The following is a 14782-nucleotide window of genomic DNA, read 5'->3' on the forward strand; positions in this document are numbered from 1 at the left end:
CCCGTTATGCAGGCACGATTCCTCTCCGGTCGGCCAGTCTCCCGTGGCGCTTCCTTCGCTCGATTCCCCGCAATGGCAAAGCCCGTGGCGCGCCTTCGCCTGGGGTGTGCGCTCGATCACGCAGACGATCCTCACGCTCGTCCTGTTCGCGACCTATCTTGGCATCGGCGCGCTGGCTCATGACACCCAATTCAGCTTGCTCTGGGCGCTCTGCTCGACGCTGTTCGTCTGGGCGGGGCCCGCGCAGATCATCCTGATCACGACGCTCGGCTCGGGCGCCACCATCATCCAGTCGGCGATCGCGGTCACCGTCAGTGCGATCAGGCTGTTTCCGATGGTAGTCTCGGTGCTGCCGTTGATGCGCACGCCGACGACCAAGCGGCGCGAGCTGTTTTTCGCGGCACATCTGACGGCGGTGACGCTGTGGGTGGAATGCCATCGCTTCCTGCCGCTTGTGCCGCGCGAACGACGCATCGCCTTCGTCAACGGGCTCGGCTTCGGCTTGGTCTCGGTGTGCCTGACCGCGAACACGCTCGGCTATTTCCTCGCCGCCAATCTCACGCAGACATTGGGCGCTGCGATCCTGCTGCTGACGCCGCTGTCGTTCCTGTTCTCGACCGCACGCAATAGCCGCGAGGTCGCAGACGTGGTCGCGCTGACGCTTGGAATTTTGCTCTATCCGCTGGCCGCGAGGATGAACTCCGGTCTCGACATCCTCGTCAGCGGCGTGGCGGCCGGCACGATCGCCTATGGCGTGCACTGGTGGCGGGAGGTGCGCGCATGAGCGCCGCGCAACTGATCGGCGATTGGCAGGCGCTGGTTGTGCTGTTCGTCGCCGGGGTCGTGCCCAACCAGATCTGGCGCATGCTCGGCCTGTGGTTCGGCGGCGGTATCGATGAGGGTTCGGAACTGCTGGTTTGGGTGAGGGCGGTCGCGACCGCGATCCTCGCCGGCGTCATCGCCCAGATCGTGGTCGAGCCGCCCGGTGCGCTCGCCAGCGTGCCGGATGCTCTGCGCTATGGTGCGGTGGCCGCCGGCCTCGTCGTGTTTCTGCTGACCCGCCGTTCGATCTTCGCGGGCGTCGTCGCCGGTGAAGTCTTCATGCTGGCCGGCAAGTGGTGGTTAGGCTAAAACCGCCTCCGAACAGCCAAGGAACAGGAAATATGGTTCGCGAAAACGAGCTCCGCGAGGGCGAGGTCGCCATCGAGCTGCCGTCCACGGAAGATGCCGGCCTCGTCTTCATCGGCCGCATCCGCACGCCCTGGACCTCGCGGCTGGAGACGCCGCGGCAGGGGCGCCAGGACGGCCCGATCTGTCGCCTCGAGATCTTCGAGCCGTTCGTGCCGGCGATCAAGGGCGTCGATTTCTACAGCAATCTCGAAGTGCTCTACTGGCTCGACCAGTCGCGCCGTGACATCGTGCTGCAAAGCCCGAAGAACAACGAGAAGACCCGCGGCACCTTTTCGCTGCGCTCGCCGGTGCGGCCCAATCCGATCGGCACCTCGATCGTCAAGCTCGTCGGCATCGAAGGAAATGCAATTTTGGTGCGCGGGCTCGACTGCATCGACAATACGCCGCTGATCGACATCAAGCCGGATCGTTGCGAGTTCACGCCGCTGGCCGCGCCGCAGCCGGGAGATTTCCAGACGGAGTGACGATCAGCTCTTCAGCGCCGCGATCAGCTTGGCCGCGTTCTCTTCCAGCACCTTGACGTCTTCCTTGCGGCTCGCGGGCGGCAGCATGGCGACGCCGTCATGGCGCGGCATGACGTGCATGTGCAGGTGAAACACTACCTGTCCGCCGGCGGGCTCGTTGAACTGCTGCACAGTGATGCCGTCGGCGTTGAATGCCTTCATCGCGGCCGCAGCAATCTTGTGAGCGCCACGGGCGACATGGGCGTAGTCGTCCGCCTTGATGTCGAGGATGTTGCGGGCAGGAGCCTTCGGGATCACCAGCGTGTGGCCAGGCACGCGCGGCATGATGTCGAGGAAGGCGAAGACATGCTCGTCTTCGTAGACCTTGTGGCAGGAAAATTCGCCGCGCAGGATTTTTGCGAAGATGTTGTTCGGGTCATAGGCGGTCATGGCAGCGGCTCCCAAGAACTCTGCGCCTACTGTCACCAGCGACGGCAAACCGTCAAGGCGCCTCGTCGATGCCTTTCCGGAACGGGCCGAGTTCGGCCAGCTCCCGCCCAGCCTCCGCGACATAGGCGCGCTCGCGCTTGAGATAATCGTCGATAGCGCGGCGCAGGCCCGGATCGGCGATGAAGTGGGCGGAATGGGTCGTTCGCGGCAGGTAGCCGCGCGCGATCTTGTGCTCGCCTTGCGCACCGGCCTCGACATGCGTGAGACCACGCTTGATCGCAAAATCGATCGCCTGGTAGTAGCAGACCTCGAAATGCAGGAAGGGGTGATGCTCGACCGCGCCCCAGTTGCGGCCGAACAGCGTGTCCGAGCCGATGAAGTTGATCGCACCTGCGATCCATCGGTTGTTGCGGCGAGCCATCACCAGCAGCACGTCCTGGCTCATGGTCTCGCCGACCAGCGAGAAGAATTCGCGCGTGAGGTAGGGCCGGCCCCATTTGCGCGAGCCGGTCTCCATGTAGAAATCGAAGAAGGCGTCCCAGGCATCCTCGGTGATGTCCTTGCCGGTGAGCCAGTGGATGGTGATCCCCGCGGCAAGCGCATCGCGCCGCTCGCGCTTGATCGATTTTCGGTGGCGTGAGTTCAGTGTCGCCAGGAAATCGTCAAAGGTCGTAAAGCCCTCGTTGTGCCAGTGGAACTGCTGGTCGGTGCGCTGGAGGAAGCCGTGCTGGGCAAGCAGCTTCCACTCGGCCTCGCGCGCGAAGGTGACGTGCACCGAGGACGCCTTGCTGACGCCGCACAGCGCCACCAGGCCGCTCGCCAGCGCCTCGGTGATGCGCTCGCGATCGACGCCGTCACGCACCAGGAGCCGCGGCCCGGTGGCCGGCGTGAAGGGAACGGAGACCTGAAGCTTGGGGTAATAGCGGCCGCCGGCGCGCTCATAGGCGTCCGCCCAGCCGCGGTCGAAAACGTATTCGCCCTGGCTGTGTGATTTCAGATAGCAGGGCACGATTCCGGCGACGCGGCCGTCGATCTTGGCCACAAGGTGCCTCGGTCCCCAGCCGGTGCGGATCGTGGCCGAACCTGATTTCTCAACGGCAGAAAGAAAGGCGTGCGAGACGAACGGGTTATAGGCGGACTTTAACAGGCCGAGCGAGTTGCCTGGAAGCCCGGATGAGATTCCCAAGCCGTGCTCATTGCAGGAATTCTCATTAAGAGCCCTGCCAGGATTGGCGCAGGCGTCCCAATCCTCCGGCGAGACTTCGCCAATGGACGGGACCGCCTCCAAGGTGATTTCGGATGATGCCATTGCGCCCAAGATCGTGCATTGCAGCAGCGACTTCAAGGGTCGCGAACATCAAGCCTACGGCAGGAAGCCCTCGAAAATCATCTGATCGGCATATTGCGCAACCCGAGTCCGCTGCTCCGGTGTACGGGTGGTCCAGCCGAGCAGGGCGCAGCCGAAGACGTTGCGGGCGACCCAGGGGGCGGGCGCCGGCAGGTGATCGACCTTGAAGGCGACGAAATGCGGCTGGGTCTGAAAGCCATGGCGCAGGTACAGCATGCTGTCGCGCTGTTCCTGAGTGAGATAGGTCCAGTATTCGTCCTCATAGCTCCGCTGCGCGACGATACCGCGCGGGCGGGAGGGCAGCAGCTCGCGCAGCGCCAGCACCTGGTCGGGGTCGAAGGACATGCCGACCGCATGGCCCTGATAGGACGCCAGCACCTCGGCCATCCTCTTCACCAGCTTGCGGTCGCCGTCAAAATGGCTCTTCACCTCGATCACCAGCGGAACGCGGCCGGCGACCATGGCGCAGAGGTCACTGAGCGACATCATCCGCTCGGGGGTGTCCTTGAACGTGATGGCCTTGAGCTCGGCCGCGGTCTTGGCGACGACCGGGCCAGTGGCGTCGGTGAGGCGGCCGAGCGCATGGTCGTGATGCACCATGGCCTCGCCGTCAGCGGAGAGCTGAATGTCGACCTCGATCGCAAAATTGCCTGCGATCGCGGCCTGCACCGCGCCCGGCATGTTCTCGACGATGCCGCGAGAGATGTCATGCAGACCGCGATGGGCGACCGGCCGCGCTGTCAGCCAATCCGGAGCACGCACGATGCTGACCTCAGGCGACCTCGAACACGCCTTCGACCTCGACCGCCGCATCCGCGGGCAGCGAGGCGACGCCGACCGTGGTGCGGGCGTGGCGGCCCTTGTCACCGAAGGCGGCGACCATCAAATCGGAGGCGCCGTTCAGCACCTTCGGTCCGTCCACGAAGTCCGGCGCCGAGTTGATGAAGCCGCCGAGGCGCACCACGCGCACGACCTTGTCGAGATCGCCGAGCGCAGCCTTGACCTGCGCGAGCAGATTGACGGCACAGCCGCGCGCGGCTGCGGCACCGTCCTCGATCGAGACGCCGGCGCCCAGCTTGCCCTTGGCGATCAGCTTGCCGGCGGGGTCGAAGCAGACCTGACCGGAGACGAACAGCAAATTGCCGGTCCGTACGAACGGGACGTAATTGGCGACGGGAGATGGGGCCTGGTGCAGCTTGATGCCCTGTTCCGCCAGTTTCTGCTCGACCGTGCCTGCCATGTCTCGACCTCGATGTCTGAAAACTCGTCCGTCCGGTGCGTTTGGGTAGCCGCCGGGTGCGCCCTGTTTCGCCCATCGTGCCGCCACATGCAAGCAAGCGGATTTGTCTGCGCGAGGGCCGGGGCGGACTGCATTTTCTTGAGGCAGGTCAGAAGGTTCGACCGAGAGGCGCAACTTTACGTGAAACCGCCGCAGTTGCGACGCAATGGAACGGTCATTAAAGTGTCGAATCTGCGCGTCCCCAGGGAACAGATATGGTGCACCTTTTCCGGACTTCACTCGGTGTGATGGCGCTCGCGGCGGCCGCACTCGGCGCCGGCAGCAGCGCGCATGCCGCGAACGGTCCGTTCCTCGCGCACCAGGCGCTCTATGATCTGAGCCTGGTCAAATCGCGCTCGAATTCGATCAACAGCGCGCGCGGCCGCATTCTCTACAATTTCGCAGGCAGCGCTTGCGAGGGATATACGTCCGAATTCCGCCAGGTCTCCGAGCTCGACAGCGGCGAGGGCAAGATCACGCTCAGCGACCTCCGCTCCAATTCCTGGGAGGATGCCGGCGGAAAAAGCTATCGCTTCAAGATAGAGACACGGATGAACGAGGCCGAGGCCGGCCTCGTCGACGGCTCAGCGGAGCGCGACGGCGACCACATCAACGTCAAGCTGAAATTGCCGACGCCGAAGAACTTCACCCTCGACGGCAAGATCGTGTTCCCGACCGAACAGATCCAGCGCATCATCGCCGCCGCCAAGGACGGCAAATCGCTGCTCGAGCTCTCCGTCTATGACGGCTCCGACGATGGCCAGAAGGTCTACAACACCTTGACCGTGATCGGTCAGCCGATCCCCGCCGACCGCACCGCCTCGCCAGATCCGTCGACAGCGGACGAGCACATGAAATCGCTGACGCGCTGGCCGGTGACGGTCAGCTATTTCGATCGCGAAGCCCAGCAGAAGGAAGGCGAGCAGACGCCCGTCTACGCGATGTCGTTCGAGCTTTACGAGAACGGCGTCTCCCGCCAGCTCGTGCTCGATTACAACGATTTTGTGATCTCCGGCGCGATGGGCAAGTTCGACGTCAAGGACAGCAAGCCCTGTAATTGAAGAAGCCCTGCAATTGAGCGGCGACACTAGCCCTCAACGCCATCTCCGGTTACGCTCGCTTCCAATCATAAACGTCGGGAGCCAGCCCATGCCCAAGCTCGATCATCTCCGCCCCAGCGGCCTGCATCACAATCCCGCTTATTCCCACGTCGTCACCGCCTCCGGGGCGCGAACGATCTACATCTCCGGTCAGGTGTCGACCGATGAGGAGGGGCGGATCGTCGGCGAGGGCGATATCGCCGCGCAGACCACGCAGGTGATGCAGAATCTCGGTCACGCCTTGAAGGCGGCCGGCGCCACTTACGCCAACATCGTCAAGATCACGACCTTCGTCGTCGGCTACAAGCCGGAGCTGCGCCCGATCATCGGCAAGGCCCGCTCGGCCTTCTTCGAAGGCATGGAGCCGCCAGCCTCGACGCTCGTCGGCGTCTCTGCGCTGGCCGCGCCGGAGTGGCTGATCGAGATCGAGGCGATCGCGGTCGCGGATTGAGTGCGGTGTTCCCTCCTTGCCGAGCCGTGCCGGCAAGAAGTGGAAAACAACCCCATGCACAGTAGAAGCGCGTTTGGAACGGATGCCGCTAATTCGTATTTTACGAATTTTGTTTGACGCGTCGGGCAAAACAGTGGCATTATGCCATGCTGGCCTTTTTCGAAAGGGGCAAGGGTGGTAGCCCCACCAGCAACGCCATCGCTTCGTCAGCCCGGTCTGCGGGCACGAAGAGGTGGTCGTGATGAAACGCTGACACGGCGTTGACGCTGATGCCGGCTTCGGCCAGGGGCGCCGTGATTGCCGCAAGGAACCCCACGGCGTCAAGTGCGGAATGGACTGTCAACGTGATGAGGCGCGAAGCAAATGCATGGTTTAGTCCTGCAGCTTCGGCTTCTTCAAGTGGGATGACCAGCGTCGTTCCTTCCTGCTCGCGAAACGTCAGCAGCGGTGTGACTGTCCCTGGAATGCTCGCGGTTGGCGGAATCGTGCAGAACACGAAGATGCCCAGCCGCAGCTCCGGCTTCATGTTTTGCAGTAGCGCGGTGAGATCGCGTTCAGCTGTCACGATTATTCCTGTCATCGCAGTCGGAGGTAAGAATCTATCCCCATCATCCTGAGGTGCCGGAGCGCAGCGGAGGCCTCGAAGGGTGAACGGCCCGGCTGTGTCTCGGCCGTCTATCCTTCGAGGCTCTCCACCCGGCGCGTTGCGCCACGTGTTTCGCACCTCAGGATGACGGGATCGACACCTCCGTCGCCGCGAGATCACTCCTGCACCTTCTCCGGCCCGTCATAAGCAAGGCCGCGAATGACTGCGGCATTTCCGAACTTCTTGCGCAGACTGTCGACCGCCCGCTCGGCATGGGCGGCGCGGCGGTCGAGCATGTCGGTGTCGTCGGCGGGGGAGCCGTCGCGTAGGGCGCTGACGCCGGCGCCCATCAGGCGGAAGGCGGTGCCGTCGATCTCCTTCGCCAGCATCTCCCGGCAGATCGAGAAGATCTTTGCGGCAAGCTGCGTCGGGGCTGCAATCGACTGCGAGCGCGTGCGCTGGCGGAAGTCAGCCGTCTTCAGCTTCAGCGTGACGGTCGAGCCGGCAAGCTCGCTGCTCTTGAGGCGCGACGACGTCTTCTCGCACAGCCGCCACAGGATCTTCTCCAGCGTCGCGAAATCGCGGATGTCGGTCTCGAACGTGGTTTCGCTGGAAATCGTCTTGGCGCCGCGGTCGGCCTCGACGCGGCGATCGTCGATGCCGCGCGCCAGCCGCCACAGCCGGCGGCCCTCGCTCGGAAATTGTCGCATCAACTCGATCTCGTCGGCCTTCTGGAGATCGGCGATGATGCGGAAGCCGCGCTGCATGAGACGTTCTTGCGTTGCCGGGCCAACGCCAAAAATGAAGCCGACCGGCTTTTCCGCCAGCATGGTCCGCGCTTCCTCCTGGTCGAGCGCGGCGAAGCCGCGCGGCTTGTCGAGGTCGGAGGCGATCTTGGCCAGGAACTTGTTGCAGGACAGGCCGACCGAAACGGTGATGCCGACGTCGCGCTCGACCTCGCGGGCAAAGCGCGCCAGCACCTTTGCGGGGATCATGCCGTGCACACGCTCGGTGCCGGAGAGATCGAGAAAGGCCTCGTCGATCGACAGCGGCTCGACCAACGGGGTCAGCGCCTGCATGGCCTGGCGCACCTCGCGGCCGACGCGGACATACTTCGCCATGTCAGGCGGAATCACGGTCGCATGCGGGCAGGCCTCCAACGCCTTGAACATCGGCATCGCCGAGCGGACGCCATAGGTCCGCGCGATGTAGCAGGCGGCCGAGACCACGCCGCGTTTGCCCCCGCCGATGATGACCGGCTTGTCGGCGATGTCAGGATTGTCGCGCTTCTCGACCGTCGCATAGAAGGCGTCGCAGTCGACATGGGCGATGGTGAGCCCCGCAAGCGCGCGGTGACGGACGAGGCGAGGGGAGCCACAGGCGGAACAGCGCCGTCCGCCCATATCCAGATCGGCCAGACAATCCCGGCAGAAGCAGCGGGGTCCGGCCGCATCGGGGGCGGTCACGGCACGTCGCGCTCCCAGGTCCGGTCGCCGAGCGCATCGCCCAGCACCTGCCGCGCGGCGGCAACGTTGGTCGGATGCAGCTCCGAGGCCTTGGCAAAGGCCTTCACGGTGTCGTCATCGCGCAGCACGAAATCGAGCACGCTGAGCAGGAAATTCGGGTCCGAGGCGGCATTCCGGAGCGTCTCCGGACCGACCCCTGTCTCGGCCAGGAACAGGCCCAGCCTTTCAGGCTCGCCGGCGACAAAGGACAGAGCCTGAATCGCAACGATTTCAGCGACTTCGCGGGGGTTGTGAACAGGCTTTTTCAAGGGCCCGGTTTGCCTTTCCGTTAACTTTCGGTGTCTACTTTGGAATATGCCCGAGTCTAGGGACTGAGTCTCGGCCTCGAATCCTGCTGGCCCAAACAAGCAACTGGAAACCACATCGCAGAAAGTGGCCCCTCGGGTTTAACGAAACTCAAGCGAATCTGAGGCTAGTTTGAATCCAGTTTTCGAAGCGCCGGAAAGCGGCGCCTGAGGCGTCACATGCATCGGTCTTTGGACCAAACAGGAGGGCGGGATGGCTAAGACCGTCCTGATCGTGGAAGACAACGAGCTCAACATGAAGCTCTTCCGCGACCTGTTGGAGGCGCACGGCTACCAGACCACCGGCACCAGCAACGGCTACGAGGCGCTCGACCTCGTCCGCAAGATGCGGCCCGACCTCGTGCTGATGGATATCCAATTGCCTCAGGTCTCCGGCCTCGAGGTGACGCGCTGGATCAAGGACGATCCGGAGCTGCGTTCCATTCCCGTCGTCGCGGTCACGGCCTTCGCGATGAAGGGCGACGAAGAGCGCATCCGCGAGGGCGGCTGCGAAGCCTATTTGTCCAAGCCGATCTCGGTCGGCAAATTCATTGAGACGGTCCGGCGTTTTATCGGATAGGAAGTGAGTTCAAAGTGTCCGCGCGTATCCTTGTCGTCGATGACGTTCCCGCCAACGTCAAACTCCTCGAAGCCCGTCTCTCGGCCGAATATTTCGACGTGATGACCGCCTCGAACGGCACCGAAGCGCTGGCCCTGGCCCGCCGCGCCGAATGCGACATCATCCTGCTCGACGTGATGATGCCCGACATGGACGGCTTTGAGGTCTGCCGCCGCCTCAAGACCGATCCGGCCACGCACCACATTCCCGTCGTGATGGTCACCGCGCTCGACAGCCCCGCCGACCGCAATCGCGGTCTCGAGGCCGGTGCCGACGATTTCCTGACAAAACCCGTCTCCGACGTCGTATTGATCGCGCGCGTGCGCTCGCTGACGCGACTGAAGATGATGACGGACGAGCTGCGCATGCGCGCCATCACCTCGCTCGAGATCGGCATGCAGGCGCCCGAGCGCAGTGCCGTGGCCGACACCGGCAAGGGCGGTCGCATCCTCTTGGTCGACGATCGCGCGTCGTCCTACGAGCGGCTGGCGACGATCCTCGCCGCCGAGCACACCGTCGACGTCGAGCCCAATCCGACCGAAGCGTTGTTCCACGCGGCCGAGGGCAACTACGATCTCCTGATCGTCTCGCTCGACCTCAACAATTTCGATGGCCTCAGGCTGTGCAGCCAGGCGCGCTCGCTGGAGCGCACGCGTCACGTGCCGATCCTGGCGATTGCGGAAGCCGAGAACTCCACGCGGCTGCTGCGTGGCCTGGAGATCGGCGTCAACGACTATCTGCTGCGCCCGATCGACAAGACCGAGCTCCTGGCGCGCGCCCGCACCCAAATTCGCCGCCGCCGCTACACCGATCATTTGCGCGACAACGTGCAGAACTCGATCGAGATGGCGATCACCGACGCGCTCACCGGCCTGCACAATCGCCGCTACATGGAAAGCCATCTGGCAACGCTCGCCGAGCAGGCATCCACGCGCGGCAAGCCGCTGGCGCTGATGATTTTGGACATCGACTTTTTCAAGTCGATCAACGACAATTTCGGCCACGACGGCGGCGACGACGTGCTGCGCGAGTTCGCGGTGCGCGTGCGCAAGTCGATCCGCGGCATCGATCTGGCCTGCCGCTACGGCGGCGAGGAGTTCGTCATCGTGATGCCGGAGACCGATCTCCACGTCGCCGGCATGGTCGCCGAGCGCCTGCGCCGCTCGATTGCCGGCGAGCCCTTCGCCATCCACAAGGGCACCAAGCGGGTCGAGGTCACGATCTCGATCGGCCTGACCACGCTGGAGCAGAAGGGCGAGGCGGTCGCCGACGTCCTCAAGCGTGCTGATATGGCGCTGTATCGTGCCAAGCACGATGGGCGCAATCGGGTGGTGTCGCAGGCGGCGTGATAGTCGTGTGCAGTCGCTAGCGCCACACCCTCCGCTGTCATTCCCCGCGCAGGCGGGGAATCCAGTACGCCGCAGCCTCTCGTTCAATCACAACTGCCTCTGGAATACTGGATCACCCGCTTTCGCGGGTGATGACATCTGGGCATGCTGCGACAGCGGTTATTGCGGCGCGCGCTTGCCCTTCACGGCCGGCTTCGCATCACCCCCCACATCCACCCCCGCATTCCGCAACAACACCTTCGCCGCTTCCTTGGCTGCCCGCGCCATCGCTGGATCGTCGCGCACCAAATCCTGCGCGATCGAGCCGTCGACCAGCAGCACGAGTTGCGTTGCGAGCGCATCTGCTTCCGCAACCCCTAGCTCGTTCAGCCGTTCGCGAAACCAGACGCGGCGGCTTTCCTTGAAGGCGATGGCGATCTTCTTCACGGCGCGGTCCGTGGGGCCGAGCTCGGCGACCGCATTCACGAACGGGCAGCCGCGAAAATCCTTGGCTGAGAAACGCCGCTCCAGCGAATCGAAGGTGCCGAGAATCTGCTCGACCGGCGGCCTGTCGGAGGGGCGGGCGCTGACGAAGCGGCGCTCCAGATAGGCCGCGATCAGCGCATCCTTGGACGGGAAGTGGTTGTAGAGCGTGCGCTTGGAGATGCCGATCTCGGCTGCGATGGTGTCGACGCCGATGGCGCGAATGCCCTGCAGATAGAACAGCTTGTCGGCGGTCTGAAGGATCCGCTCTTTCATCGTCTGTGGGGCGGGCGGGGGAGCCATGCGTCGTGATGCGTCCTGTTGGCTTGACAGCGCCGGCCTCTTATAGACTAATTACACAGGTCTGTGTAATCAAAATCAACGCGAAATGCGGATGCCGGCGCGCCTGAAGCGCCCATGAGGGAGAACAAAAATGCCCCTGTTGCAGGTCCTGCGTCCGACATTGCCGATCCTGATCGGCGCCTCGATCATGCTGACGCTGAGCATGGGGCTGCGGCAATCGCTCGGCATCTTCATGCAGCCGCTGACGCACGACATCCACCTCTCGGTATCGGACTTCACGCTGGCGCTTGCGGTTCAAAACCTCGCCTGGGGCTTCCTCCAGCCGCTCGCCGGCGCGATGACGGTGCGCTTCGGCTTCCGCCCGATCATGATCGTGGGCGCGCTGATGTACATTGTCGGCCTCATCCTGATGGCGACCGCCAACGGTCTCGTCAGCATCATGATCGGTGCCGGCGTGCTGATCGGCACCTCGCTGGCCTGCACGGCTGCGGCGATCGCGATGTCGGTGGCGGCGCGCGCGGTCCCTGCAACAGTGCGCTCGACCGTGCTCGGCATCGTCTCCGGCGCCGGCTCGCTCGGCGCGCTGCTGTCGGCCCCGATCGGGCAGGTGCTCAATGAAGGTTTTGGCTGGCGTATCGGCCTTGCCGGCTTCGTCGTCATGTCGGTGCTGATGATCCCCGCTGCGTGGTATGCCGGTCGCGTCGATGCCATTCCGCTGCCGAAGCCATCCGCTGACGACCTCGGCGATGCCACGGCAGCATCCGTGGCGAAGGCCGCGTTCGGCAATGCCGCCTTCGTGGTGATGACTTGCGCCTATCTCGTCTGCGGCATGCAGCTCGTGTTCCTCACCACGCATCTGCCGTCGTATCTGGCGATCTGCGGCCTAGATCCGATGCTCAGCGCGCAGACGCTCGGCATGATCGGCGGCTTCAACGTGCTGGGCTCGCTGTTCTTCGGTTGGGCCGGCCAGCGCTGGAACAAGCTCGCGCTGTTAGGGGCGATCTACGTCCTGCGCTCGCTGGCGCTCGCCTGGTACTTCATGCTGCCGGCGACGCCGTTCTCGACGCTGCTGTTCGGCGCCATCATGGGCTTTCTGTGGATGGGCGTCGGCCCGCTGGTTGCGGGAGCCGTCGCCGAGATGTTCGGCCTGCGCTGGCAGGCCATGATCCAGGGCCTCGCCTTCATGAGCCATCAGATCGGCAGCTTCCTCGGCGCCTACGGAGGAGGGCTGATCTACGACGCGCTCGGCTCCTACAGCATGGCCTGGCGCATCGGCGTCGCGCTCGGCCTTGCCGGCGGCGTCATCCAGGTCGCGTTCGCGCTGATCAGGCCGTCGCAGCCGCCGGCGCCGGTGATGCGGACGGCCTGAGTCACTTGGTATTTCATCGTCACCTCCGCGCAACTGCGCCGCGTGGCTCGCACCTCAGGATGACGGATCAGAAAATTCGGCCCCGCGTAGCAGCGTTGCCGGACGATGTCGCGCATCGCCTAGGCTGCAGCGAGTCCGGGACACGAGCGGTGGTGACTTGATCACACCGGCAGGAGCAAAGCCTGATCCTGCTTTGACCGCCACGCTGAAACCCGGCCCTCCAATTCGTCGCGAACGTTCTCCACGACGCCAGTCCAGTCGCCTCGCTGGGTTTGCCTGAACAGCCGCATCGACTGATACCACGGGCTGTCATCGCGCTCGAGCAGCCAGCGCCAATCAGGATTGAAGGGCACCAGCGTCCAGACGGGGGCTCGAAGCGCGCCGGCGAGGTGGGCGACGCTGGTGTCGACGGAGATCACGAGATCGAGACAGGAGATCAGCGCCGCTGTTTCGCTGAAATCGGTGAGCTGCTCCGTGAGGTCGACGATGTCACGGCGTTCGGCGAGGAAGGCACGGTCCTGATCGCGTACGCCTTTTTGCAGGGAGACGAACTGGACGTCGCAATCAAGTAGCGGCGCGAGCGTGCGCAGCGCCATCGATCTGTTGTGATCGTTCTTGTGATCAGGGTTGCCCGCCCAGACCAGGCCGACGCGAAAGCGATCGTGGGGGCCAAGCCGGTCTTGCCATGCCTTTACGCGCGCTGCCGGCGGGGCAGGGATATAGCCTTGCGCGAGCGGGATCGTATCGAACCGCGTCCCGAATGCCAGCGGCAGCGTTCCCAAGGGGCAGTGCAGGTCGAAGGCTGGCGTCGACGATCGGCCGACACATTCTGCGACTCCTTCGATGCCGCCCAGAAGCTGCTGGATCGGAGGCTCGACCTCCAGGATGACGCGCGCGCCTGATGCCGCCACCATCGGCACATAGCGGGCGAACTGGATCGCATCGCCTAGCCCCTCGTCGGAGTGCAGCAGGATGGTCTTGCCTTCGAGCGGCCGCTCGCCGCGCCAGAGCGGTTTTGAAAAGCCGCGATCGACCAGGCCGACTGACGGCAATCTCCAGCGCGCCTCGCGAGCGGGCCAGCCGCGCTCGAAATCGCCGGTGAGGAGCTGAAGCGTCGCCAGATAGAACAGCGTCTGCGCATCGTCGGGGGCGGCCGCGAGCGATCTGTGCAGGGTCGCGAAAGCCTCGTCCAGCATTTGCAGGTGCAGCAACACCACGGCCTTGTTGTTGAGCACGGCATGGGAATCCGGGCGAAGCGCCAGCGCCCGATCGAAGCAGGCAAAGGCCTGTTCCAGCCGGCCAAAGCGCCAATGCAAGAGGCCGAGATTGTTGTGCGTCTCCGCGAGGTTCGGATCGAGCGCGATGGACTTTTCGTAGTCGGCCTCCGCTTCGTCGAAGCGGTTGAGCGCGGAGAGACAAACGGCGCGCATCTGATGCAGGGCTGCGGAAGTTCGATTCAGTTTCTCGGTGACATCAAAGCATTCGACGGCTTCCGCATGCCGGCCGAGTTCAAGAAGCAGCATGCCGCCATTGTGCGCGGCTTCCCAGTAATTCGGATTGAGCTTCAAGGCCTGCTGCAAATGCTTTGCGGCTTCGTCCTTGTGCCCGAGTTGCCAGAGCAGATTGCCGATGTGATTCCAGAGGCTGGCATCATCGGGTTTGAGACTCGAGGCCTTGCTGAAATGCTGGCGAGCGTCCTCGAGCCGGCCCTGTCGTTCCAGCACCGTGGCAAGGCTGAGGAGATATTCTGCCTTCGGCGCCTGTTGGACGGCGCGGCCAATCCATTCCACGGCGGCATCAGGCTGTTGCGCGTGAAAGCAGAGCGCCCCGAGCAGGTGAAGAGCATCCGGATGCTGCTCGTCGAGCGTCAGCGCCTGCTGGCAGGACAGCTCGGCTTCGGCAATGCATCCCGATTGGAGATGCGCAAAGCCGGCCTCGCAGAGTGCGGCCGGCGTGACCTTTCCGGAATGTTTGGCCGCGGTGGCTCGGCGCTCTCTGCGATTCATGGACGGTTAGAGTGGA

17 protein-coding genes are annotated in these 14782 nt (G+C 64.1%); 8 read left to right on the forward strand and 9 right to left on the reverse strand.

The genetic code is table 11. From position 1 onward, the window contains the following. The first annotated feature begins 43 nt into the window (after positions 1–43). Genes L6637_RS34055 through tsaA form a run of 3 tightly spaced genes read left to right on the forward strand, consistent with a single transcriptional unit; the run spans position 44 to position 1655 of the window. Complete coding sequence (locus L6637_RS34055) at positions 44–784, forward strand: AzlC family ABC transporter permease (RefSeq protein WP_237873369.1); 741 nt, start codon at positions 44–46, stop codon at positions 782–784. Further along, positions 781–1131, forward strand: coding sequence for an AzlD domain-containing protein (locus tag L6637_RS34060; protein WP_237861617.1), 351 nt, complete (start codon positions 781–783; stop codon positions 1129–1131). The genes L6637_RS34055 and L6637_RS34060 overlap by 4 nt, the downstream gene beginning before the upstream one ends. A gap of 32 nt (positions 1132–1163) precedes the next feature. Beyond that, positions 1164–1655 (forward strand): tRNA (N6-threonylcarbamoyladenosine(37)-N6)-methyltransferase TrmO, encoded by a 492-nt coding sequence (gene tsaA / locus L6637_RS34065; RefSeq protein ID WP_237861618.1) that lies wholly within the window; start codon positions 1164–1166, stop codon positions 1653–1655. A 3-nt stretch (positions 1656–1658) separates the two neighbouring features. Here tsaA and L6637_RS34070 read toward each other — a convergent pair whose 3' ends face one another. The 4 genes from L6637_RS34070 to L6637_RS34085 are packed head-to-tail and all read right to left on the reverse strand — an operon-like array spanning position 1659 to position 4672. Continuing rightward, positions 1659–2084, reverse strand: coding sequence for an HIT family protein (locus tag L6637_RS34070; protein ID WP_237861620.1), 426 nt, complete (start codon positions 2082–2084; stop codon positions 1659–1661). Between the two features lie 52 nt (positions 2085–2136). Next, positions 2137–3393, reverse strand: a complete 1257-nt coding sequence (locus tag L6637_RS34075) for a GNAT family N-acetyltransferase (RefSeq protein ID WP_237873370.1) — start codon at positions 3391–3393, stop codon at positions 2137–2139. 54 nt (positions 3394–3447) lie between these two features. Next, on the reverse strand, positions 3448–4194 hold the full coding sequence (locus tag L6637_RS34080) for a glycerophosphodiester phosphodiesterase (protein ID WP_237873372.1): 747 nt from the start codon (positions 4192–4194) through the stop codon (positions 3448–3450). 10 nt (positions 4195–4204) lie between these two features. Then, positions 4205–4672, reverse strand: a complete 468-nt coding sequence (locus L6637_RS34085; protein ID WP_237861623.1) for a RidA family protein — start codon at positions 4670–4672, stop codon at positions 4205–4207. A gap of 254 nt (positions 4673–4926) precedes the next feature. On the opposite strand from L6637_RS34085, the gene L6637_RS34090 reads away from it, so the two are divergent. Next, a complete protein-coding gene (locus L6637_RS34090; RefSeq protein ID WP_237873374.1) occupies positions 4927–5772 on the forward strand; it encodes a cell envelope integrity EipB family protein in 846 nt (281 codons plus the stop codon). Positions 5773–5860: 88 nt separating this feature from the next. Further along, positions 5861–6262 carry a RidA family protein gene (locus L6637_RS34095; RefSeq protein WP_128951360.1) on the forward strand — a complete coding sequence of 134 codons (402 nt, stop codon included), beginning with the start codon at positions 5861–5863 and terminating at the stop codon, positions 6260–6262. Positions 6263–6401: 139 nt separating this feature from the next. On the opposite strand, the gene L6637_RS34100 is transcribed toward L6637_RS34095, so the two are convergent. The 3 genes from L6637_RS34100 to L6637_RS34110 all read right to left on the reverse strand — a co-directional run bounded on the left by L6637_RS34100 (position 6402) and on the right by L6637_RS34110 (position 8622). Beyond that, complete coding sequence (locus L6637_RS34100; protein ID WP_237873377.1) at positions 6402–6827, reverse strand: ACT domain-containing protein; 426 nt, start codon at positions 6825–6827, stop codon at positions 6402–6404. Positions 6828–7024: 197 nt separating this feature from the next. Next, positions 7025–8314, reverse strand: a complete 1290-nt coding sequence (locus tag L6637_RS34105; RefSeq protein WP_237873380.1) for a DNA polymerase IV — start codon at positions 8312–8314, stop codon at positions 7025–7027. Then, the gene (locus tag L6637_RS34110; RefSeq protein WP_128951365.1) at positions 8311–8622 is read right to left on the reverse strand and encodes a DUF3572 domain-containing protein; all 312 of its coding nucleotides are present in this window, start codon (positions 8620–8622) and stop codon (positions 8311–8313) included. Before L6637_RS34110 ends, L6637_RS34105 begins: the two co-directional genes overlap by 4 nt. Before the next feature lie 250 nt (positions 8623–8872). On the opposite strand from L6637_RS34110, the gene L6637_RS34115 reads away from it, so the two are divergent. Continuing rightward, entirely contained in the window at positions 8873–9238 is a 366-nt protein-coding gene (locus L6637_RS34115) for a response regulator (RefSeq protein WP_007603272.1), read from the forward strand. 14 nt (positions 9239–9252) lie between these two features. Continuing rightward, positions 9253–10626: a PleD family two-component system response regulator gene (locus L6637_RS34120; protein WP_237861628.1), complete on the forward strand. Its 1374-nt coding sequence runs from the start codon at positions 9253–9255 to the stop codon at positions 10624–10626. Between the two features lie 159 nt (positions 10627–10785). Here L6637_RS34120 and L6637_RS34125 read toward each other — a convergent pair whose 3' ends face one another. Further along, entirely contained in the window at positions 10786–11391 is a 606-nt protein-coding gene (locus L6637_RS34125; RefSeq protein WP_237873382.1) for a TetR/AcrR family transcriptional regulator, read from the reverse strand. 130 nt (positions 11392–11521) lie between these two features. On the opposite strand from L6637_RS34125, the gene L6637_RS34130 reads away from it, so the two are divergent. After that, entirely contained in the window at positions 11522–12760 is a 1239-nt protein-coding gene (locus L6637_RS34130) for an MFS transporter (protein WP_237873384.1), read from the forward strand. A gap of 161 nt (positions 12761–12921) precedes the next feature. Here L6637_RS34130 and L6637_RS34135 read toward each other — a convergent pair whose 3' ends face one another. Further along, positions 12922–14766 (reverse strand): tetratricopeptide repeat protein, encoded by a 1845-nt coding sequence (locus tag L6637_RS34135; RefSeq protein WP_237873385.1) that lies wholly within the window; start codon positions 14764–14766, stop codon positions 12922–12924. Between the last annotated feature and the right edge of the window lie 16 nt (positions 14767–14782).

It is taken from the genome of Bradyrhizobium zhengyangense (assembly GCF_022012435.1).
Lineage (GTDB): Bacteria > Pseudomonadota > Alphaproteobacteria > Rhizobiales > Xanthobacteraceae > Bradyrhizobium > Bradyrhizobium zhengyangense.